This window comes from Nostoc sp., from assembly GCF_036916975.1.
Taxonomy (GTDB): Bacteria; Cyanobacteriota; Cyanobacteriia; order Cyanobacteriales; family Nostocaceae; genus Nostoc.
Map to the genome: position 1 here is coordinate 16,191 of NZ_JBALFF010000129.1, position 22,393 is coordinate 38,583.

Genomic DNA, 22,393 nt, shown 5'->3' on the forward strand with positions numbered 1-22,393 from the left:
AGTAAGATTCAAAGCCTCGTACTTTTCCTCCTAAACACTTACAACCTGCTTTTGGATTCAAATTCTCTATGTCAGACCCCAATATTGGTCGCTTACTCAGCAAACGCTACCAACTCCAAGAATTAATCGGTACTGGAGCGATGGGTCGGGTTTATCGTGCCAAAGATACTTTGTTGGGAGGTGTACCGGTTGCGGTTAAGTTTCTGGCGCTATCAATCCAAAATGAAAAGATGCGATTGCAAGACCGCTTTGAGCGAGAAGCAAAAACCTGTGCTTTACTAGGGCAAAAAAGCATTCACATTGTCCGAGTCATGGACTATGGCGTAGATGACAATAACACCCCGTTCTACGTCATGGAATACCTACAAGGACAAAGCCTGAACAATATTATTCGCAAGCAAGGACTGCCTTTACCAAGATTTTTGAGTATGGTGCGTCAACTCAGCCTGGGGTTACAGTGCGCCCATGATGGTATCCCAGTTGAGGGCAATATTTGCCCAATTATCCACCGCGATATCAAGCCAAGCAATATGCTGGTGATTCAAGATCCCAGTTTTGGAGAATTGGTCAAGGTTCTAGATTTTGGTATTGCTAAATTATTACAGTCAGATGGCGACCATACAAAATTCTATTTGGGGACATTGGCTTATTCTTCTCCCGAACAGATGGAGGGTAAAGAATTAGACAATCGTGCTGATATTTATAGTTTGGGCGTCATGATGTTTGAGATGCTCACAGGCAAAATGCCACTGGTGCCACCAATTCATTCTTTTGGAGCATGGTATAAAACACATCATTATCAAAAACCACATTCTTTTGCTGAGGTTGCGCCCGGATTAGAATTACCAAAAGAAATCGAAAATTTGGTGATGAGTTGTCTAGCTAAAGTACCACGCGATCGCCCCCAAAGCATCACTGAAATCCTCAAAGTTTTAGCATCTCTAGAAAAGCCTGAGCATTCACGCAAAATTAAGCAAGACAGCCAAGCCCTAGTTCCTGCTACTACAGTGAGCAATGAGCTTGAACAAAAGACAAAAGGCGATTCGCGGGTATCCTCGTCAAACGATGAAATCGCTCGTGGCATTTCCTGGCCCCAAAATAAACCAGTTGCCGATATTGTGTTTCCTCAGGCTATTAATAGCAATGGAGAGCTTTTACCAGCCCTTTGGGTGATGCTACCGCAAGAGGAAATTCAAAAGCGCTTACTCTGTACCCGCTATAACCAATTTCTGTTCATCTCTGTTCCCCATCCCATGCTGCTATGGATTACTGTCATCTATAACCGCAAACATGGTGCTAAATGGTTACCTTACTACCTTGATCTCAAAACCAGTCTTGGTCAAGAAATTGTCCGGTTACTACAGCATACAGGTTACTACCGCCTGTTGTTCTTTGCACGAGAAACACCAAATCGGTGTACCCATATCTTACTTTCTAGCATCGCTTCTGCCCAGCGCCAACGACTGCAAGAGTGGGTTGCAATGAGCAACACATTGATGTCCTCTGTTGACCCGCAAATGAGTAAAAGATTACTCAAAAGCGAGTATGAAAAGATTAAGCCTCAAATTATCGCAAAATTGGAAAGTATTAATACAGATTCTCCATACGATCTTTGCAGCTAGGAATAATTTATTCATGTTACATGTCTTATATGTAACTAAAGGGTGGTTTATGGAAGAATGTAAACTTTTATAAACAAAATATATATAAAGATGTAAGTTCTAGTTAGATGTATAAAGAGTGAAAAAAGTAGCTGCCAAATTACGGCTATCTAAATTTCCTCTCAATCTTCCTATGTATATATTGCGGGAGATTGTTGTAAATTTACGCAGGTTAATTCGCACATTAGACGAATCTAAAGGAAGTCTAGCTAAAGCCAAAAGTAGATGTTTAATACAAAATGAAAGTAAATTTAGACTCTAGCAGATGTATCGTCGAAAATTTTACTCATTGTTAGTTTTTTGAATTTAATTTTTGTCCAACCTTTGCAAAATTGGTTATCGAAGTTGACGCCCCGACATCCCCAGCTCTTTTCCTCCTTGGAACCAAGCAAGAGAAGGAGGTCGCCCACTGCGACAGTAGAACGACTCTATGCCATAGTGGAACCGGAATCTAAGCCCCACTGGTGCTTAAGAAGCTCTTGATAAGTTGCCTCGCGCACGACCATTTGTTCATAGAGCTTTACTAAAAAGTCTTTAGCTTGATCGTGGCTCATATTTTGCACCTGAGTAGCAAATGAGCAGATACTGAATTGCTGTTCCAAGGATAGTTTCATTGGTTGGTTCATAATTAACTCCGAAAAAACAACGAGTAAAGGTGATATCGCTTACAGAAGTCCAAATTGGATAAAATTGGACTGATATCTGTCCAACATTTGTTCCTCCGTATTAAGAAAGATAACAAGTGTTTGACACATTGCCCACATCCTAAATGTGGACTTTTTCTGCTCTGATATCTTGCACCTAATCCTACTGATATACCACCCAAGTTAGCCGAGCCATATTCGGGAAATATTCTCTGTTTGGTCTTGGATAGATATAACTACCTCTTGACTCCTTTTTGCTTTGCATAACTCTCCTTTGAGGAGATGAGCAAATTTTGTCCTAAATCCTACATAGTTTCCCTCTTGGAGAAAAGCTAAGATGCTGTCTCCTGCCAATATGGAAAAAGCTTCGGAGGGTTGGGACTTTCAGGAGGTTGGAGAATGGATGGTAATAAGCGAGAATTATAGTCGCTTAACCTTATGACGTGCAAGATGTAAATCTACCAATATTATGCAAATTTAGCCTCTTTTAGGTGACTTTGAAGGCTAAAAATATTTGTATCAAATTGTAAAAAGTAAAAATGCTCATGCTGAACAAATTGCTGAGTATATCTACCGGATTTGTCCTTTGTCCCTTGTCCTTTGTCAAATAGCTAGTAACTCTTGACCAATGACCAATGACAAATGACCAATGACCAATGACCAACAACTATTTAGTCGAGTGAAACGATGACAACTGTGATGTTATCGTGTCCTCCGTGGTCTTTGGCAGCCTCAACTAGAGAGATGGCGGCTTTATCAAGCCAAGGAGTGTTTTGGAGGCAGCTAGCAATCTTCTGTTCGACAAGTTCTTCTGTTAGACCATCACTACATAACAGCAAGCGATCGCCAGCTTTTACATCCAGTGGTTGCACATCAATTTGATGTAAGTCTTCACGCCCCAAACAGCGCGATAATACATGACGAAACGGATGCGATCGTGCTTCATCTAAGGTGATATCACCGATTTTGATTGCCCGTGCTACCCAAGTGTGGTCTTCAGTTACTTGTTCTAAGTGCGATTCTCGGAAGCGATACAGCCGCGAATCGCCAACATGACCGCACCAGGGCGGCTCTGGGGCGCGAAAAATTACCGCTACAACTGTTGTACCCATGTCGGCGCGTTCTGGATGATTTTGCTGATCGTGCAAAATCGCTTTATTGGCACCCCACAAAGCTTGCTCTAGCAATTCTTGGGAAGATTTTGAAGATTGCCAATTTGCTACCAAATACGCCTGAATTTCCTTAGTGGCAATGCGGCTTGCTTCCTCACCTCCTGCATGACCCCCCATACCATCGGCGACAACGAAAAACCGCGCCTCTGGGTCGATATAGTAAGCATCCTGATTATTAGAACGAATAAGTCCCGGATCGCTAAAACCCGTGAAATTAAGTTTCATATTTTTTTGCAAAAATTAATACATCCGATCGTAACGGTCAAGGCGTAAAATTAGTCTGATCAGGATCACTGAAAGCCCTGCTGCAATTAAACCAGGCCCTAATGCCCACCATACATAATTGGTAACGATTAAGATCGTAGCTGAAAGGGTGAAACCACTGATTAACAGAGCATAGCTTATTGACAGCTGAATACTGCTCTGTCGGCGCAATAGGCGTTCAGTTTCGATAGACCGAACACGCAAGCGCATGTCTCCCCGTTCTAGCTTCTCTAGGGTATCCTCTAATCTACGTGGTAGACCAAACGCGGTACTACTTACCTGAGCTGCTTGACGACTTAATTCGTTAATAAAGCTATTTCCCTCAGAACCATTCATATCGGTCATAAGCTGCATTGCATACGGTTTGGCAACTTCCATAAAGTTAAACTCTGGATCTAAACCTTTGCCTACCCCTTCTAGAGTAGAAAAGGCTCGCATCACAAAAGTGAAGGTTGCTGGAAATCTAAATGGCTGATTATAAGCTATTTCGTAAAGATCGTCACTGATTGCTGCTACTGATTGGTTTTCAAAAGGCTTATCCATGAAATGATCCAGCATGTACTGGACGGAACGCCGCACTGGCCCCATGTCATCGGTTGGGGCGATCGCGCCTAACTCGATTAGAGATTCTACAACGCGATCGCCATCTTTTTGGGCAATGCCAAACAGTGTTTGCATCAATCCTTCACGCACGTTTGACTTAATCCGCCCCATCATACCGAAATCGTAGAATATCAAAGCACCAGTTGTACTAATGGCAATATTGCCTGGGTGAGGATCGGCGTGGAAAAAGCCACTATTGAGCAACTGTACTAAATAGGCTTGAGCGCCTTGACGAGCGATCAACTTTCGATCTAAACCTGCTGCTTCTAAAGCTTCGTATTGGCTAATTTTAATTCCAGGGAGATATTCTAAAGTCAACACTCTAGACGAGGCATAACGCCAGTATACTTTTGGGACATTCACCCAATCGTAGCCGCGAAAGTTCCGGCGAAAAGTATCAGCATTACGACCTTCGTTGAGATAATCAATTTCTTCCCAAAGAATACGACAACATTCTTCATAAATACCTAACCAATCTCGTCCCCGTCCCCATTTGGGATGGTTTTGAAAATAGCGGGTAATTCCCTTAAGAATTTGTAAATCTATTTCAAATAATTTTTTTAGTCCAGGACGTTGCACCTTGACAACAACCGATTCCCCACTATGTAGCACAGCTTTGTGTACTTGCCCCAAGCTAGCAGCAGCTAAAGGAATCGGTTCAAAATTATGGAATAGTTCAGGAATTTTCTTGCTTAGTTCTTTCTCAATGGTCGCTTCTACTTGCTCATAGCTAAATGCCGGTACTTTGTCTTGTAACTTGGCTAGTTCTTCTACATATTCAACTGGGAATATATCAGCACGGGTAGAAAACAATTGCCCTACTTTGATGAAGGTTGGGCCTAAATCTAGTAGGGTATTGCGAATCCACACCGCTTGGGTTTTGCGTCTTGTGGCTTGCTTTGCCTCAGTCACACCACCCGGATAACTCCAAGATTTGTTGTATAGCCAAAGTCTGAACAATAAGGTCAAGACAAAAGACCAAATGTCCACAAAACGCCGTCTGCTAGAGTATTTTTCCCGATTCCAACGGTATGCTTTATCTGAATAACCTTGTTCCATATACTTTTTTTACCGTTGGTTTGCAAGCGAATCCCTTGAAAGAAAAGACACTCTGATTCCTAAACTGTTTTTTTTAAGTGTCCTTTGTCATTTGTCATTTGTGCAAAATTTTTGACGAATGACTAATGACGAATGACCAATGACTAAAATTTATGCAGAAGTTCTGCGATAATGTTGCAATTCTGTTCGTAACAGGGCAATTTCTGCTCGTAATTCATCAATATCTGCTTGCAAGTCACCTGATTCAGAACTGGCTTGTCCACCACCTGTAGTAGATTGACCAGCATTAGCAGCTTCTGCTGCCCGATTTGCTCGCTCTAGAACTTCGTCTGTAAACTGGCGCAACTGCTCTTTAGCTTCGGCATCAAATTTGCCCAGATCGCTCAAAGCATCGGTCAAGGCGACCTCTAAACGCTCATTAACTACTTCAGCTACTGCTCTGCCTACGAAAAAGGCTTGCACAAGGGGGTTACTCATAAATTTTTGTTACGTTGATCCGCAAAAGAATTATAACTTGCCTGTATGCTTTACGGCTTCTGCTAGGGAGTTAGAGATTTATGTGACGCGATGTGCTACTTCAGGCTTGGCGAATAGAATTGGCGGAGTTTGCGGGCATACAAAGGAGGGCTACACCGACCTGGGGTAAAATATATGATGACATTCCAGCAACTCTTGATAATATTGCTCTGGTGTATTGGGTAAATAGGCTGTCATTTGCAAGGCTTGCTCTTTCAACTTGAAACTTTGAGTAATATTAATCCGGCTAAGGAAATCTAGATCGTGGGAAATTACCCAAATAGCTCCTTGATAGTCATTGATACCTACTACTATTTGTTCAACAGTTTCAATATCCAGGTTATTAGTTGGCTCATCGAGAATCAGCAGATCGATTTCTGAGATACTGATCGTAGCGATGGCTAATCTTGCCAACTCACCCCCACTCAGTACAGAGGCGCTTTTGTGAACGTCATCATATTTAAACAGAAAGTGTCCTAGTTGTTGACGCAAAAGCTGATACCTGAGATCAGGATTAGCAGCTTGCATATTTTCCAAAAGTGTGTATTGGCGATTTACGAATTCGTAAGTTTGATCGAGATATACAGCTTTCATGGCTGGTGCTAGAAAAACCTCACCTGAGTCAAAAACTGCTGTTTGGTTTTCCATTCCTAAAATTGCCTTTACCAGACTCGATTTACCAGAACCGTTTGCGCCGATAATGGCTATGCGATCGCCAGATGATACATGCAATTGAACATTTTGAATCAATAGACGTTCTGATATCCTAAGATTTGCACCTTGGATATTAATTAGATTTCGGCGCTTTTGATTTTTTTCTTCTAGCTGAATACTCGTTACTTTGGTCGTTTTGACCTTCGTCTCTGCAACCTTTTGATTCGCCTTTGCTACTGCTGCTTCATGTTTCTTTTTCGCATTTCCGGTAGACACCTCAGCTTTGGTTTTAATCAGTCCTGCTGCTGTTCTATCGATACTACCATTAAGAAACTTAGCGCGACCGTTGCGACTTGATTGGGCTGCACGTTGCTGTTCTTGTATAGCTGTGGCTTGGGTACGTTTGAGTTCCTTTCTGGCGACTTCGTGCGATCGCAATGCTACCTCTAACTCGATTTCTTTCTGTTCTCGATACTCAGAAAAATTACCTCCATATACTTTCAAACCAACAGGTGTAAGTTCCCAAGTTACAGATGTTACTTGATCTAAGAAAAAAGGTTTGTGTGAGACAATTACATACGCACCTGTGAAATTTAAAAGAAACTGTCTTAAGCTTTCTAACGCTTGCAAATCCATGTGGTTAGTTGGCTCATCCAGCAATAACAAGTTGGGCTGTTGAGATAAACCAATCGCCAGAAATAGTTTTGTGAGTTCTCCACCACTTAAGTTAGCAATTGGTAAAGATAAGTCAAGTGTTGTGTGGAATTGTGTTTGTAAAATATCCTCAATATTCCACCAATCATCAGAAATAGAAACCAAAAAAGTTAGTACTGTATCTGCTGTGATTTCTTGCCTAATAGTGCTGATTTGTGGCAAATAGTAAACAACACTATTACAGCAAACAGAACCTGCATTTGGTCTAATTTGACCTGCAAGTATCTTGAGTAGGGTTGATTTTCCTACACCGTTGCGACCTACTAAAGCGATCCGATCGCCTGCTTCGATACTCACCTGAATGTTTTGAAACAAAGTTCTGTCCAAGCTGAGTTCGTAGGCTAAATTCTCAGCTAATAATATTGATTTTTTCTGCATTCTTCTCAAACCTCAATTCGCAAAGTTCCAACCGCGTATTCATAACAATTACGGGGAAATTAGACACAAAATGAACTTAGCCGCAGACACTTGCCAAGCGGTTAAATGTAGATATGAGTAATGACAATATTTTTAGTGCATGACTATGTGAAGTAATCCTGTCAAACTAGTTGCATTTATTCTTCGTTGACATTTATTGCTTTGGCGCAACAGGTGTTTGGTACTACTTCATTTGTGCTATCTCGTTGGAGTTGTGATGAGGTTTGATATTGATTACAGTGTAGCATGAAGGAATTTTCAAAGACTAGCGATCGCTTTTTTTATTTACGGTACGCGACGCGATCGCTAACTACAAAACTAAAACTGCTAAAATAAATCGATAACTACTTGATGCCGCATCCATTCTATGACCATAGCTCAAGAATTAGATTCTCAAGAAGGCATCTGCCAAGATGTTATATTTCCGCCTGGTGATTTATATAGTGACGAACCTCCCTTGGAAAGCGAACTGCATTTACGGCAAATAATCCTCCTCTTAACATGTCTGGAATGGTTGTGGCGAGATAGAAATGATTTCTATGCGGCGGGAAATCTGACTATCTACTATAGTCCACACCAACGCAAATCAGAATACTTCCGAGGGCCAGACTTTTTTGTAGTGCTGGGAACTGAACGCAAAACCCGTAAAAGTTGGGTAGTGTGGGAAGAAGATGGCAAATATCCCAATGTAATTCTAGAAATTTTGTCTGACTCAACAGCGAATACTGATAAAGGTTTAAAAAAAGAAATTTATCAAAATACTTTTCGCACACCGGATTATTTTTGGTTCGATCCTTACACACAAGAATTTGCGGGATTTCATTTAGTAGATGGAGAATATCAACCTTTACAAGCAAGTGAAGAAGGATATTTGTGGAGTCATCAGCTAGGTTTATATTTGGGAGTTTATCAGGGACTATTGCGATTTTTTACACAAGATGGGCAAGTAGTACCAACACCTGAAGAAACGGCAGAACAAGCTGAAGAAAAGGCACAACAAGCTGAAGAAAAGGCAGAACGTTTGGCTGCAAAACTGCGAGAGTTAAATCTCAACCCAGATACAATTTAGACTGCTGCGATCGCATTATGATTATTCTTCTATTTCAAAATTAACTCCTTGATAAATATCGCTGAAGGAAATTTGAAACCCTATTGATTTTAGTGATAATACAGCATCTACTGATTCGTATTCAGTTAATACCCATTGCCCTTCAGCATTTTTATTAAACTGCTCAACAAGATATTCATATTGATTAATCATAATATATTCTTTGAGTGTCGCAATAGAACGATAAAATCTAAATTTATTAGTTCGATCGTGATTCTCTGTGGATTTAGATAATACTTCCACAATCATTATGGGATTGGTGACTGTAGTAGTGCCAGTTCCCTCATATATTGGTTCTCCCTGAATAACCATGACATCAGGATAAGTGTAGATCCGATAACGCTGTATCCACAATTTGACATCACCCATGTAGATTTTGTAATTTTTACCCCGCATCGTAAATTTAAAATTGGCATAAAAATTACCTGCTATTTCATTGTGATTAGTCGTACCACCAGCCAGAGGAATTATTTCTCCATCTCTATATTCATTTTTGGATTCTGATGTCTCCTCTAGTTGTAAATATTCCTCTGGACTGGAGGATTTTTTCGGTATTTGTGTTTGCATAAAAACCATATCTGTGAAATATAAATTAATGAGGATAGTGTTGTGCTAAAAACTCCTCAGCCTCACTTCTATGTTTAATCACTCCATCCAAAGTAGCAGCAAGTATATCATCTAAGATTTGTCGATATTGAGGCCCTGGTTTGTAACCAAGTTTCTTTAAATCATTGCCATTCAATAGTGGCTGCACATTAGCCCAAACAGTTAAATATTCCCAAATTTGATGTCTAAGCGATCGCGGACTTTGCAAAGCAATTAAAATCAACATTGGTAAGTCGTACTGTCGCAGCAACTGCACTACTTGACTAGGACTTTCACACTTAGGCAAAGATTCCATCACATTAGTTTGGACAGAAGCCAAATTTTGCAAGCGTTTAATGCTATCCTCTTGCAATTGCAGATTTTTTGCTACTTTCGCCCGATATTCTGGTGCAAGTTGGGTGATTAACGCTTCTAAGCGCATTTCCCAATGAATGAGGGTTTGTTCAGCATCAAATCGCCGCAAGCAGCGTTCTAGCAAACGTAATTGTCGCAATAGTTCTGCGTCTAGCTTCAGGGTAGGATGGATACATTGCAATGCGCCTAAATTATCGAGTAACTGCAAAACCGATTTCCAGTAAGGGGCTTCTAGGATATGTTTTAATTCCGTTTTCAGTCGAGTTTGCAGGGCTGGAGTTCTGCTATTCTCTTGAGCAGTGCGATCGTAAATACCACTGTTGATGGCATAGCGGATAAACTCTTCAGTTTGCGGTTCTATCTGAAATCCAAAGCGCACAGCAAAGCGCACACCACGAAAAATCCGGGTGGGGTCTTCGATAAAACTATTGGCGTGCAAAACCCGAATTTGTTTAGCTTGTAAATCGATTAATCCACCAAAAAAATCGAGTAATTCACCAGTACGGGGAGTAGTGAGGCGTAAGGCGATCGCATTTATGGTAAAATCTCGACGATACAAGTCTTGACGAATCGAACTCGCCTCAACTTCTGGATTTGCTGCTGGATAAGGATAGAATTCTGTTCTAGCGGTGGCAATATCTACCCATAAAGAATCTAATTCGGCATCTTTATGCCACAACAAAGCCGCAGTTTGAAAAGCCCCGTGGATTTCTAAGCGAGCCGTAGGATAAACTTGTTGAAGTGCCTTTGCTAATTCCACACCAGCACCCACATCTGCTGATTTGTGAAAGCCATCAACTACCAAGTCAATATCTTTAATCATAAATGTGCCTGATGATGCTTGGGCTAACAGTAAATCCCGCACCGCACCCCCGACAAGATAAAGATGCCAACCCCGTTTTTCTGCCTCTTGCGATGCTATTGTAAGTAATTGCCAGAGTTGCGGAGCAAGGCGATTTTGCAACTCAGTGTTGAGAGGAATTTTGAATTTTGTTAGCGCCGCGTGAGCGTCATTTTGAATTTTGAATTTTTGTCCCTCTTCCTCTTCATCCCTTTCTTGATGTAATTCCCTCAATACATCAGTGCGGGTGACAATACCAACTAACTGCTGATTTTCCAATACTGGTAAACGGCCGATATCATAAGTCACCATCAGCGACTCAATTTGTGGCAGTGTCGTATCTGCCGTAATTGTTCTCAGATTTCTTGTCATATAGCCTTTGACTGGCGCATGACTAAACCCGTGGTGCAAGGCGATATCAATATCCCGCCGCGAAATAATACCTACTAGTTGCCCGTGGGTATCGACTACAGATAAACCAGAGTGTCCATAACGTAATAAAATACGCTGGGCTTCGGCAATTGTGGTTTCAGGTAGAATAGTGCGGACAGGAGAAGACATCAAATCTCTAGCAGTGGGGGGATTGGGAATTTGCGCTTTTACTCCATCAACGAGTTGTTGTAATATTGTCTGTGAATCAACTCCCCTTAAGTTTAGGGATGCGGCTTGTGAATGACCGCCGCCACCTAGAAGTTGAAATAATACGTTAAGATTTGTTTTGGGAATTTGCGATCGCCCAATTACAGTTAAACGTGACTCACTTTCAGCTAAATCATACTCATTAGCCAACAATAGGGCATCAATTTCGGTTAATTCCACGAGTTGGGATGCCAAACTCGATAACCCCGGCACAAAAGCATCTGTTTTCAGAGTTACCCAAGCAACCGTATATCCATGTAGATAGAGAGATTCTAAATTTTCTAGCGATTCAGTTAATAGCTGCTGCAATTGTAAAGACAAGCTAGGGTCACGGTAAGTAGAAATTACTGATAAACTGGCACCTTGTTGCATCAACCAAGCCAAAGCGAAAGCATCCCGTGGTGTGGACAGGTCAAAGGTCAAAGAGCCAGTGTCAACGTGAATACCCAAAGCCATCACCGTTGCTTCAGCCGGAGTCAGGGAAATTTGCTGTTGTTGCAATTGCTCGACGATTAAAGTTGTCGTCGCTCCGACTGAGGAAATGTGCGATCGCGTGGCAGCAATATCTGACTCTTGTCCTAAGTGATGGTCATAAACTATAATCTCTTTTAGATTGGGTAAATCTAACCATTCGGCAGCCTTACCCAGGCGATCGCGCTGTTGCGTATCCACCACACTCAGAGAACGAATTTTTTCTGGATTCACCGAACGGCGTTCAATCAGCGGATATTCATCCCGATGCAATGCCAAAAAATCCCTTACAGGAGGGTGAGAACCGCCACTCAGCACAATCTTACTTCCCGGTAGTAGGCGCGTTAACCCCACCGCAGCCCCTAGTGCGTCAAAATCGGCTGTTGTGTGGCAAAGAATTAAATCCATAATTAAGAGTCATTAGTCATTGGTCACTTGTACTGAGCGTTGCCGTTGGCGCAGCCTAAGAAGAGAAGTATTGGTCATCAGTGCTTAGACAAAGGACGAACGACTAAAGTATTGTAATTTTTGGTAACTGAAAAATAAGAAAAAAGTATTCAGTGTTGCCCTTGAGATAAAATGGGCAGAAGCCTCACCCTTTAACCCTCAGAATCAGCGCCCTAATTGTCAAATATTCTGAAATACATGATCGGGGCGTTGTATGATTTAAGTGGTTACTCGCCACCACGGTCGTTGATACACCTCGCTTACTACCCTCTAGGAAACCTACGTGAAACGTTGGACAAAGGGAAAAGAGTAGGTATCCTTTTAAAAAATGCAAATTTACCATTGGTTGACACATCAGTGCAAAAGTCATAAGCAATTCATCCTGTGTCGTAAAATTTGTGGGTTACGAAAGGAAGAAAAAATCAATCTGTCGGCAGTGGGAGAACGCCAGGACATGAAACCAGAGCTTCTGGAAATGTCCTATGCAATAGGAGGAGTCACACTCGTTGCCTACACTGTACACCTTACTGTTAGTGTAAGACATATCACTATTTCGCTGTATTGGGAGAAGCAAAAATGACCATAATATTCCAATTCGCTTTGATAAGCCTAGTTGTATTGTCTTTTGTCCTGGTTGTTGGCGTCCCGGTTGCTTATGCCACTCCCCAAAATTGGGTTGAATCTAAAAAACTCCTCTGGGTTGGCTCTGGTGTCTGGATTGCTTTGGTATTTTTAGTTGGTTTGTTAAACTTTTTTGTCGTGTAGACGACGACTTTGCTCTGGCGCAGCCACATAATATAAGAACTAGAGGGGCAGAAAAGCCAAGGTCAAAGAGAAAAGGAGAGATTTTTTCCGATTTCCTTTTTTCTCACCGTGCTTTCCTGCTCCTCTACATTTAAATAAGAAATGTATGTATATAGCGGTTCCCATTCAGATGCGGTACAACATTATATCGCTGGTGTAGGGGACAGGCAGTGCCTGACCCCTACCGATGTACCTCACATAAACGAGAACCGCTATATTGGCCAGAACTATAGTTGATTAAGAGGCAGTCATGGCAGTTTTCGAGGGAACTTTTACCCAAACGGAGCCTTTGCGGTTTGCAGTGGTGATTGGTCGATTCAATGACCTAGTTACCGGAAAGCTACTAGAGGGATGTCAAGATTGCTTGAAACGCCACGGTGTAGATCCTGACCCCCAAGGTCATCAGGTGGACTATGTTTGGGTTCCAGGAAGTTTTGAGGTACCTTTAGTAGCTCGCCAACTAGCACTTTCCCATCGTTATGATGCTGTAATTTGTCTTGGCGCAGTCATTCGAGGGCAAACACCCCATTTTGATTATGTATCCGCCGAAGTTTCTAAAGGAATCGCCGCCGCTAGCTTTCAAACTGGAGTGCCAGTAATTTTTGGCATTTTGACGGTAGACACTATGCAGCAAGCCTTAGAACGGGCAGGCATCAAAGGTAATCATGGCTGGGATTATGCCCTGAATGCCCTAGAAATGGCAAGCCTGATGCGCCAACTGCGTTCTAACCTAGCAGAGCCATATTCTCGTAATAGCCAGTCTTTGCCAGCCTCTTTTCAAAGTGCCAGCATCGGCAATTTAACTGCGGAGTCAGAAGAATTGGGCTAAATGAGTCATTAGTCATTAGTCATTAGTCCTTTGTTCCTTGTCCAATGACTAATGACCAATGACTAATTAAGGGGTTGACAATTAGAAATAAATCTGAGATATTAATGTATGGTTATCGATTGCGGGTATAGCTCAGTGGTAGAGCGTCACCTTGCCAAGGTGAATGTCGCGCGTTCGAATCGCGTTACCCGCTTCCAACTAAAACCTCTTGCAGTTTTTAACTCCAAGAGGTTTAGTATTTTTAAGGTGCATTGAAGTCTTCGGCGATTCAGACTACACTCTTGTGAATCGCTCCCAATGTAGACAGATTGAGCAAACAAATCGTCTACTGTCTCAATTTTAATATCGCCCACAAAAAGAAGCGTTACCCACTTGCTAAGAAATATAAAACCCAGCTTTAGACTGGTGTAGATATACATTAGCTTGGCTACAATCTTGATAGGTGTAATTAATTCGTTTTATGTAGGGTGTATTACACTTGACTAAAGGTGGATAGTTAAATAATAGTGTTGTCAGGTGTAAAGCGTCTTTTAGCAGTGAAGTTAGCCACAATCTATTTGGGCAAAAAGTCACACACACGCTCTGGATGTTTTGGCAATTCTCGCTCTTTAAATGCTTGTAAACTGCAACGAATAGAGGTTACACCTAATCCCGATCTAACCTTGATAAGTGGATAGTAATATATAGTGAGTCAAAGGAAAATGAGCGGGTTTATTAGTATCTGTTGTCTATGAGCGTAGCCTTCCGAAACGATTTGTTTTAGGAGTAGTCGCCCCTTATCCTTAAAATTGTACCAGGTGTGTCAGCATAATAAATGCCCAAAAACGCAACCACATTACCTTGAAAGCAACAAATGAAGAGAAGGAAATTTTTAAATAAGATTGCCATTCCCGGGGGAAGACTAGAAACAGAAAACCTCGTACTGATATGGCAATTAGGATATTTAGAGTCTGCTGTATCTAGTGTTTGCAATCATAGCGATTTAAACATCGCCTGTTTATCTTTATAAAGAGAGAAGCCTTATCAGGCATTTACTAAAACGATCCTATTCTCGCAGTTCGTGTAAAACACGCTCAAGTTACTATATCGTTTGTGCAATCTCAAAAACCCGAAAAAATAGATTTCAATGCTGAATACCCCTGTCCCTGTCGTCGCCGGGGTCAGTTAATTCCGATTACGCTGACAGAAGCATTTGGTTGCGATCGCTGTCAGCAAATCTTTGTAGTAGAAGATAATGGTAATGTCCTAGAACAGCTTTCTACCACCTATCCGTACAAGCGGGCTTGGCGTTGGATGGGAAATAGTTGGCATGTTGTCCATCCGCGCTTGGGAGAAAGCTATCTGCCTATAGCACTTGGGATTATTTTCGTGCTAGTGATTATATGGCTGCCATTAGCACTGCGATTGGCAAATAGTTCCAGCATAATTGCTTGGGCAATGGTGGCAGTGCTATTGGCTATTCTGCCAGCACTAATGGTTTGGCTTACCTACAGACGTTAACTCAATGACTGTTGAAGTTTTGGATGATTACCCCGAACCAATTACTAGTGCTCAACGCGCCTATCATGCTTCCCTAAAGTTGGGGATCACAAAAGGGGCAGACCGGAGTCGTGCAGTACTGGCGATGGCACAAGCCCTTGAGCGCTCATTTGACGACATTCTAGAAGCCAACACCTTGGATTTAGAGACCAGTCGGGAAATGGCAGTGCCTGAGTTGATACTAGACTGGCTAAAGCTGACTCCCACAAGGTTAGAGATGACCGTGGACATTTTGCAACGGTTGGGGGAATTATCAGATCCACTGCGGCGCGTCAGAACGGCTGATTATCAACTGGAAGATTCTCAAAGTTATACCCAGTTAATGCCCTTGGGAGTGATTGGATTTATTTATGAAGCGTTTCCAGATTTAGGAGCGATCGCAGCAGGTTTTTGTATCAAAACTGGCAATAGTATAATTCTCAAAGGCAGTACTGAAGCTAGCCATTCCAACGCCGTCATCGCTGAGATACTGCAAAGTGCGATCGCCCAAGTTGGTCTACCTCCTGGCTGTATAGAACTGATCGCAGCAGAACATGGTGCTTCGGTTCGGGATTTAGTCACCCAAGACCAATACGTAAATTTAGTGATTCCCTACGGACGTTCTAGTTTAGTACAGCAGGTAGTCCGACAGTCAACTTGCCCAGTCTTAAAGTCCGCGATGGGTAACTGTTATCTCTACTGGTCGCTAAATAGCAGTTTAGAAATGGTGCGCTTAATGATTCTTAATAGCCATCAGAGCGAACCAGATCAAGTTAATGCCATTGAAAAGGTACTCATTCATCGGCAAGCCTTGCCATCATCAATAGCCGTTTTGTGGAACAGCTTGATGGAAAAAGGCTTTAAAATTAAAGGAGATGCAGAACTAGTAAAAGCCTTTCCCCAGTTGCAGTTGGTCAAAGAAGCCGAATGGGGAAACCCTTATTTAACTAGAACAGTAGCTTTTAAATTGGTGGATAGTTTAGAAGCTGCGATCGCCTGGATTAATGAATACAGCAGTGGTCATGCCGACTCTATCGTTACTGAATCTTACCAGGAAAGTCGGCAGTTTGCTTTAGGAGTTACCAGTGCTTCTACCTACATCAACACTTCCCCACGTTTTTCCCGCAACCCCTCGCGGGGAGATTCAGTGTTTCTCGGCATGTCTAACCAAAAAGGTCATCGCCGGGGATTTATCAGCCTGGAAACTTTGACCACCGTTAAGCACATTGTTCAGGGAAATGGCAGATTTTAAATAATTCGTAATTTATAAACTAGAATTCTGAATTAAAAAAGGCACAGAATAAAGAAAATGACTATTTAAGCCAGAAGCGATCGCCTGGTAAATATTACAGTTAATAAATCTTTCTGAAGAATTATTTTGGCATTTCTTTGCAAGACTTAACTAACTTCTAATTAAAAAAAGTGAATATAGATAAAAAATGATAACTAACATCATAATTTATGAAGTTATCCAAGCTAAATTGAGACTATGCTTAATAATTGCAGTCTAGTTGATCGTCTTAAGTAAATAGGTGCAAATGAACTTAAACATTTGTTGAGCTTTTTGTACTTTGTCATTTGTTTAAGTGTTAAATATTAAAAAACAAAGTTTATTTGTGTCAAGTTACTGACTAGGTTGTTGAGCAAGGCAGTAAAAATCTGACCTGAGCCAACTAATAACAGCGATAACTAAAGTAAACTTAACAAGAATCACGTAAAATGATAGAAAAAATTTTGCTGGCTGTATCGGGATTGGGACACGCAGAAGAAATGCTCAAAACCCTGAGAGAAATCCCTTCTATTGAATCTGCAAAAGTGACAATTTTGCATGTTGTTCAGGCACAAAATACTGCTGCTACCATGACAGCTAAATGGGAAAATGGCGGGAAAATTTTAGCTAATGCCATTCAAACTTTGAACTTAGATCCTAGCCAGGTTTCTTCAATTTTGCGCGAAGGCGACCCCAAAGATGTAGTTTGCCAAGTAGCTGATGAAATCGACGCTGACTTGATTATTATGGGTTCACGCGGACTGAAGCGGCTGCAATCCATTTTATCAAACTCAGTCAGTCAGTATGTTTTCCAGCTATCTTCTCGCCCCATGTTGCTGGTAAAAGATGATATTTATGTCAAAAGAATTAAGCGGATTATGGTGGCAATAGACAACTCTGATTCCGCAAAAAACTGCTTGAAATTGGCACTGTTTTTACTGCGAGATATTCAGGGCGGCGAGTTGATTTTGGCAAATGTTACCACAGATTTAGGCGGGAAAAAATCGGAAATAACCGAGATTAACTCAGATAAAAATCCTGTTTTAGCCGCCGCAGTTGCAGAAGCTAAAAAACAGGGCATCCAATCTCGGTCTTATATCAGCAGTGGCAAACCTGGTGAAGAAATTTGTCGGTTGGCAGATGAGTTGAATATAGACTTATTATTGCTCGGTTCTCCAGATCGTCGTCCATCCATCGCTAAGAGTTTTGTTGATATAGACCGACTTATCGGATCTTCCTTGTCTGACTATGTTCGAGTCAATGCCACTTGTCCAGTACTGTTGTCGCGGACGATCGCTTAAAGTCAAATGATTACTTAGTTGTGGATAAATAAAAACCCCTACACTACTGATGCAGGGGTTCTTTATTTGATACACAAACTCTTAATTATCTTTTCCACTTTCGCGGCTAGCAGTTTGGATGTAAAGAATTAGTAAAAACACAGTGGGGACTAGTACGAACAAAATGCTCGCTACGAACCCCAGGTCATTAACTTGCATGGCAAGAAAACCTCTCTTAAATTTCCAGTCAACAACATTTAGGATAGCATCATCGACGACAGAGTTATACCAAATCAAAATTCAAAATTCAAAATTCAAAATCAGGAAACTGAATTTTGGTAAGTATTTTGACTACTGACTCGATACAAATTGAAGCAATAACAGATTTAACAGCTTAAGGCTTGGTGACTACACTGACTGAGCCATTCACTAAAGTTTGACAGGCAAGGCGGTAATTTTCCGGCTTTTTTTTGAATTTGCGGTTTTCTACGTCTGTGCGGGGGGAAAGATTTTCTAGTCCTTCGACTATCTCCACAATGCAAGTACCACACTGACCATTACCACCACAATTGGTCATCTTGCCAATAAATTTATATATATCAATGTCATTTTGCATCGCTTTGAGCCGGAGATTTGCACCATCTGCCGCCACTACTTCTTTATTCTCTTTAACGAATTTGATGTTACCCATAACTGATTCCTCCTTGATTCTAAGCTTGGCTTTCAAGGCTTCATATTGACATGACTTGATTCATATCTTATTTATTATATTAAATTATTACAAAATATTAATAAATGTTAATTTTATCAAATATAGCGCCACAAAAAAATAGAACAGGTATAGCACCTGTCCTATAAATTGAAAAATAGATTAACTTACCTAAATCCCACGGCTGCTTGCCAAACGAAAGCAAGCAACAAGAAGAATACGGGGATGACTGGGAGAACGTCCACCAAAGGATCAAAGATTTGGTATGCTTCAGGCAGTTTTGCTAATAAAAGTGCTGCTTCCATGTTTGTTTAAATCCAACTATCCAACACAGCTTTCATAATTGAGAAATATCTTAACATGGTTTGGTCAGTTGTTAGGAGTTAGGAGTTAGGAGTTAGGAGTTAGGAGTTAGGAGTTAGGAGTTTGGAGTTTGGAGTTTGGAGTTTGGAGTTTGGAGTTAGGAGTTAGGAGTTTGGAGTTTGGAGTTTGGAGTTTGGAGTTTTTACTCTCCCTCATCTCACCCTGCCCCCTGCCCCCTGCCCCTCTTACCCCCCATCTCGCTCATCTCCCCTTTCTTGGTTGAGCCAGTGACCAAATTCTGTGGTGAAGCGATCGCTTAATATTGCTTCTCTAATATGCTGCGTAAAGCGAATTAGTTCGGTAATGTTGTGAATGCTCAACAAGGTATAAGCTAAAATTTCTTGCGATCGCACTAAATGAGATACGTAAGCACGGCTAAAATTTTGACAAGTGTAGCAGGGACAAGTTTCATCTAATGGCGTAAAATCTTCACGAAACTTAGCATTTTTTAAATTCCAGCGTCCGCCCTGGACGATCGCTGTACCATGTCTGGCCCAGCGGGTGGGAATTACGCAATCAAATAAATCTATACCAGATGCGATTGCGATCGCCATTTCCCGATAAGTACCGACACCCATCAAATAACGCGGCTTTTCAGGCGGTAGAAGCGCTGCTGTCACTTTCACAATCTCAGCCATCATTTCTGGCGGTTCTCCCACACTCACGCCACCAATGGCATATCCGGGTAAATTCAACTTAGCCAAAGCTTCAGCCGCACGACAACGCAAATCCAAATATACGCCCCCTTGTACAATCCCAAACAACGCCTGATCGCTGCGTTGATGAGCCGTTATGCAGCGTTCTAACCAGCGATAAGTGCGCTCAGTTGCAGTTTCAACCTCTTGGCGAGTCGCTGGGTAAGGCGGACACTCATCAAAGGCCATAATCACATCCGCCCCTAAAGTATTTTGAATCTCGATGGATAGCTCAGGGGTTAAGTTAATAATTCGTCCATCATGGGGCGATCGGAAAGTGACGCCTTCTTCAGTAATTTTCCGCATCTCGCTTAAGCTGAAGACTTGAAACCCACCCGAATCTGTAAGCATTGGGCCATTCCAACCCATAAATTTATGCAACCCACCACCTCCAGCCACGATCGCTTCCCCTGGTTGTAGGTGAAGATGATAAGTATTCGATAAGATCATTTGCGCCCCAGTATCTCGTAGCTGGGCTGGGGTGATAGTTTTGACATTTGCTAGCGTTCCCACTGGCATAAATCTGGGGGTTTCTACAACACCGTGAGGAGTGAAAAAGACTCCGGCTCTAGCTTTGGTTTGGCTACAGCTTGCAAGACATTCAAAGGAAAAATTCGCACTCATACCATTTTGGATTTTAGATTTTAGATTTTGGATTGTGAAACGCTAATCGGTAAAGAGTTTCAGAAATCCATAACTAGCAGCCATAAAACCAAATGGTATTAGGGCAACATTAAGATTATTTGGCTAAATTATGGACAAACATAAAAACTGGCAATTAAGTTTTTGTGAACACTTAAGGGTTCACTACTAACCTAGTTACCAACTTTACGAGTATATACTGGACTAATTGTTATTTAGAAAGAATCAGAATCATCGTCAATTTCTGCATCCCACCTGGCGGAGAGGACTTGCTCCATCATCGCTTCTATGGCGCTGACATTGAAGGTTCGCTCTCGTCGCTCTTGTAGGGGGGTTGAGCGGGGAATCAACCGCAGACACACTCCTTCTTGCATCAAATCAAAATAGGTTTCTTGTTGCGCCGACTGTTTTAGTTCCAAGTAATCAAAACTACAAACATTTAGATATAGCGCGTGGTTAGCCACTAAGGTAGACCTTTGCGGATTGGCGAAAACTTCCATCACATCCCCTTCACCCTCGCTCAGTACCTTATCTTCTTGGGTGTAGATGTAGTGGACTCGACCTAAATCTGCCAGCAATCGCCGGATGTCGAGCTTATTCACAATGATGCCCGTGTTAATAATGCACGGAGCTGGTATCCTGATGTCGGGTAGATGGTGACTCATAGGAAAATAGCGATTGAGCTAAGGAGAGCGACAACATAGCTAAACTGTCATAATTGAATAGCTTGTTTACTTCCTACATTTAAAAAAATATCAATTTTGTGGGGCAATCGTCTAAATAATTTCGAGTAAGTTTTTAGTTAACGAATACAAAACACAAATTTTGATCGCTGATGAAATTTTAATTTCCTGAATCATTCGTTTTTTGTATAAAAAATACTTTCATTATTTATTAACCACTTAGAACAGCATAACAAAATTTTCAAGGAGTATCTTTAATAGAAGTAAATCTTATCTAAAGTTTTAAAGTATGCTCATGTTGATTTTACTTAACCCAAGTCTATTATCTAGCAATTAACCATATATTAATCTTACTAAAATGACGAAACACCAACAGTGGTGGAAAAAGCTGCTGTTAAGGCTGGCAGCTAGTATTATATTTTATACAAGTATTCCAGTACCGTATTTGGACGGGTTAGACTTTGGGGGAGTGGCACGCCTTGCTTCGATTGTAGGGTTAATAATTGGGGGAATTTTAGGGTTACTGGATACGGGGATGGATTATCTGGGTATGCCAGTGTTAACTCGTAGTGCTTTAGTAGTAAGCGTTTGGATTGCCATAACTGGAGGACTGCACTTAGATGGGGCAATGGATACTGCCGATGGTTTAGCAGTGGGCGACCCAAATCGGCGGCTGGAAGTGATGACAGATAGTGCTACAGGAGCATTTGGGGCAATGGCAGCGATCGCCTTGGTGATCCTAAAAATAGCAGCTTTAACGGACATCTCAGAAAACCGTTGGTTATTGCTGATGGCTGCTTGTGGCTGGGGACGTTGGGGACAACAACTAGCGATCGCGCGATATCCTTACCTGAAACCAACTGGTAAAGGTGCGCTTCACAAACAAGCCATTCGTTCTTACAAAGATTTGTTACCAGGATTGTTGTTGCTGTTTGGTTTGAGTGGTTTAGTTTGGTTGATAGATAAACAGCAGCTATTTCTGGCACTGGCAATGATAATTGCTGGAAGTGCGATCGCTACTTTAACTGGTGCATGGTTCAACCACAAATTAGGCGGACACACAGGAGATACCTATGGCGCAGTCGTTGAGTGGACTGAAGCTTTATTTCTCTGTGTACTGACCGCTCTCTTAAGTTAGGAGTTAGGAGTTAGGAGTTAGGAGTTATGAGTGAGCAGTTATGAGTGAGCAGTTAAATCAGTAGCGATCGCGGTTTCAGTCGTGGATTTGACACTTCGGCACACCTATGTGACCACCCCGACACCACTTGTTAGTTGTGGGCGACTCTGACTCCCAATGGACAAATTAACTGATAACTGATAACTGTTGAAATATTTAACTCCCAACTCCCAACTCCTAACTCCTAACTCCTAACTCCTAACTCCTAACTCCTAACTCCTAACTCCTAACTCCTAACTCCTAACTCCTAACT

At 41.7% G+C, this 22,393-nt stretch carries 20 protein-coding genes and 1 tRNA gene; 9 read left to right on the top strand and 12 right to left on the bottom strand.

The genetic code is table 11. The features are described from left to right. Window positions 1-68: 68 nt before the first annotated feature. Entirely contained in the window at window positions 69-1,622 is a 1,554-nt protein-coding gene (locus V7K73_RS29620; protein ID WP_334885661.1) for a serine/threonine-protein kinase, read from the top strand. 467 nt (window positions 1,623-2,089) lie between these two features. On the opposite strand, the gene V7K73_RS29625 is transcribed toward V7K73_RS29620, so the two are convergent. The 5 genes from V7K73_RS29625 to abc-f form a co-directional block, all read right to left on the bottom strand. Further along, window positions 2,090-2,287: an NblA/ycf18 family protein gene (locus V7K73_RS29625; protein WP_041565841.1), complete on the bottom strand. Its 198-nt coding sequence runs from the start codon at window positions 2,285-2,287 to the stop codon at window positions 2,090-2,092. A gap of 689 nt (window positions 2,288-2,976) precedes the next feature. Further along, window positions 2,977-3,702 (bottom strand): Stp1/IreP family PP2C-type Ser/Thr phosphatase, encoded by a 726-nt coding sequence (locus V7K73_RS29630; protein ID WP_334885663.1) that lies wholly within the window; start codon window positions 3,700-3,702, stop codon window positions 2,977-2,979. Between the two features lie 15 nt (window positions 3,703-3,717). Continuing rightward, window positions 3,718-5,403 carry an ABC1 kinase family protein gene (locus V7K73_RS29635; RefSeq protein WP_334885665.1) on the bottom strand — a complete coding sequence of 562 codons (1,686 nt, stop codon included), beginning with the start codon at window positions 5,401-5,403 and terminating at the stop codon, window positions 3,718-3,720. A gap of 150 nt (window positions 5,404-5,553) precedes the next feature. Next, window positions 5,554-5,880 (bottom strand): DUF6825 family protein, encoded by a 327-nt coding sequence (locus tag V7K73_RS29640; protein WP_334885667.1) that lies wholly within the window; start codon window positions 5,878-5,880, stop codon window positions 5,554-5,556. Window positions 5,881-6,030: 150 nt separating this feature from the next. After that, the gene (abc-f, locus tag V7K73_RS29645; protein ID WP_334885669.1) at window positions 6,031-7,665 is read right to left on the bottom strand and encodes a ribosomal protection-like ABC-F family protein; all 1,635 of its coding nucleotides are present in this window, start codon (window positions 7,663-7,665) and stop codon (window positions 6,031-6,033) included. 406 nt (window positions 7,666-8,071) lie between these two features. Here abc-f and V7K73_RS29650 point away from each other — a divergent pair, with 406 nt between their 5' ends. Then, window positions 8,072-8,773 (top strand): Uma2 family endonuclease, encoded by a 702-nt coding sequence (locus V7K73_RS29650; protein WP_334885671.1) that lies wholly within the window; start codon window positions 8,072-8,074, stop codon window positions 8,771-8,773. Between the two features lie 21 nt (window positions 8,774-8,794). Here V7K73_RS29650 and V7K73_RS29655 read toward each other — a convergent pair whose 3' ends face one another. Then, on the bottom strand, window positions 8,795-9,379 hold the full coding sequence (locus V7K73_RS29655; RefSeq protein ID WP_334885673.1) for a Uma2 family endonuclease: 585 nt from the start codon (window positions 9,377-9,379) through the stop codon (window positions 8,795-8,797). Between the two features lie 25 nt (window positions 9,380-9,404). After that, window positions 9,405-12,131 (bottom strand): CBS domain-containing protein, encoded by a 2,727-nt coding sequence (locus V7K73_RS29660; RefSeq protein WP_334885675.1) that lies wholly within the window; start codon window positions 12,129-12,131, stop codon window positions 9,405-9,407. 615 nt (window positions 12,132-12,746) lie between these two features. On the opposite strand from V7K73_RS29660, the gene psbZ reads away from it, so the two are divergent. The 6 genes from psbZ (at window position 12,747) to V7K73_RS29690 (ending at window position 17,892) form a co-directional block, all read left to right on the top strand. Next, on the top strand, window positions 12,747-12,935 hold the full coding sequence (gene psbZ / locus V7K73_RS29665) for a photosystem II reaction center protein PsbZ (protein ID WP_334885677.1): 189 nt from the start codon (window positions 12,747-12,749) through the stop codon (window positions 12,933-12,935). 289 nt (window positions 12,936-13,224) lie between these two features. Continuing rightward, a complete protein-coding gene (gene ribH, locus V7K73_RS29670; protein ID WP_334885679.1) occupies window positions 13,225-13,803 on the top strand; it encodes a 6,7-dimethyl-8-ribityllumazine synthase in 579 nt (192 codons plus the stop codon). Between the two features lie 121 nt (window positions 13,804-13,924). Then, window positions 13,925-13,996: transfer RNA gene (locus tag V7K73_RS29675), tRNA-Gly, on the top strand. An 899-nt stretch (window positions 13,997-14,895) separates the two neighbouring features. Next, entirely contained in the window at window positions 14,896-15,303 is a 408-nt protein-coding gene (locus V7K73_RS29680; protein WP_334885681.1) for a hypothetical protein, read from the top strand. Window positions 15,304-15,307: 4 nt separating this feature from the next. Next, window positions 15,308-16,573 (top strand): glutamate-5-semialdehyde dehydrogenase, encoded by a 1,266-nt coding sequence (locus V7K73_RS29685; RefSeq protein ID WP_334885682.1) that lies wholly within the window; start codon window positions 15,308-15,310, stop codon window positions 16,571-16,573. A 467-nt stretch (window positions 16,574-17,040) separates the two neighbouring features. Continuing rightward, window positions 17,041-17,892, top strand: a complete 852-nt coding sequence (locus V7K73_RS29690; RefSeq protein WP_334885684.1) for a universal stress protein — start codon at window positions 17,041-17,043, stop codon at window positions 17,890-17,892. A gap of 81 nt (window positions 17,893-17,973) precedes the next feature. On the opposite strand, the gene psbM is transcribed toward V7K73_RS29690, so the two are convergent. The 5 genes from psbM to V7K73_RS29715 form a co-directional block, all read right to left on the bottom strand. Continuing rightward, a complete protein-coding gene (psbM, locus tag V7K73_RS29695; RefSeq protein WP_334885694.1) occupies window positions 17,974-18,090 on the bottom strand; it encodes a photosystem II reaction center protein PsbM in 117 nt (38 codons plus the stop codon). Between the two features lie 175 nt (window positions 18,091-18,265). Beyond that, on the bottom strand, window positions 18,266-18,562 hold the full coding sequence (locus tag V7K73_RS29700) for a 2Fe-2S iron-sulfur cluster-binding protein (protein ID WP_229486647.1): 297 nt from the start codon (window positions 18,560-18,562) through the stop codon (window positions 18,266-18,268). A 185-nt stretch (window positions 18,563-18,747) separates the two neighbouring features. Beyond that, window positions 18,748-18,885 carry a photosystem II reaction center protein K gene (locus tag V7K73_RS29705; protein ID WP_006195022.1) on the bottom strand — a complete coding sequence of 46 codons (138 nt, stop codon included), beginning with the start codon at window positions 18,883-18,885 and terminating at the stop codon, window positions 18,748-18,750. Window positions 18,886-19,128: 243 nt separating this feature from the next. Continuing rightward, entirely contained in the window at window positions 19,129-20,262 is a 1,134-nt protein-coding gene (tgt, locus tag V7K73_RS29710; RefSeq protein ID WP_334885687.1) for a tRNA guanosine(34) transglycosylase Tgt, read from the bottom strand. A 233-nt stretch (window positions 20,263-20,495) separates the two neighbouring features. After that, entirely contained in the window at window positions 20,496-20,945 is a 450-nt protein-coding gene (locus tag V7K73_RS29715) for a hypothetical protein (protein ID WP_334885689.1), read from the bottom strand. A gap of 376 nt (window positions 20,946-21,321) precedes the next feature. Between V7K73_RS29715 and cobS the strand changes: the two genes are divergently transcribed. Continuing rightward, window positions 21,322-22,101, top strand: a complete 780-nt coding sequence (gene cobS, locus V7K73_RS29720; RefSeq protein WP_334885691.1) for an adenosylcobinamide-GDP ribazoletransferase — start codon at window positions 21,322-21,324, stop codon at window positions 22,099-22,101. The last annotated feature ends 292 nt before the right edge of the window (window positions 22,102-22,393 follow it).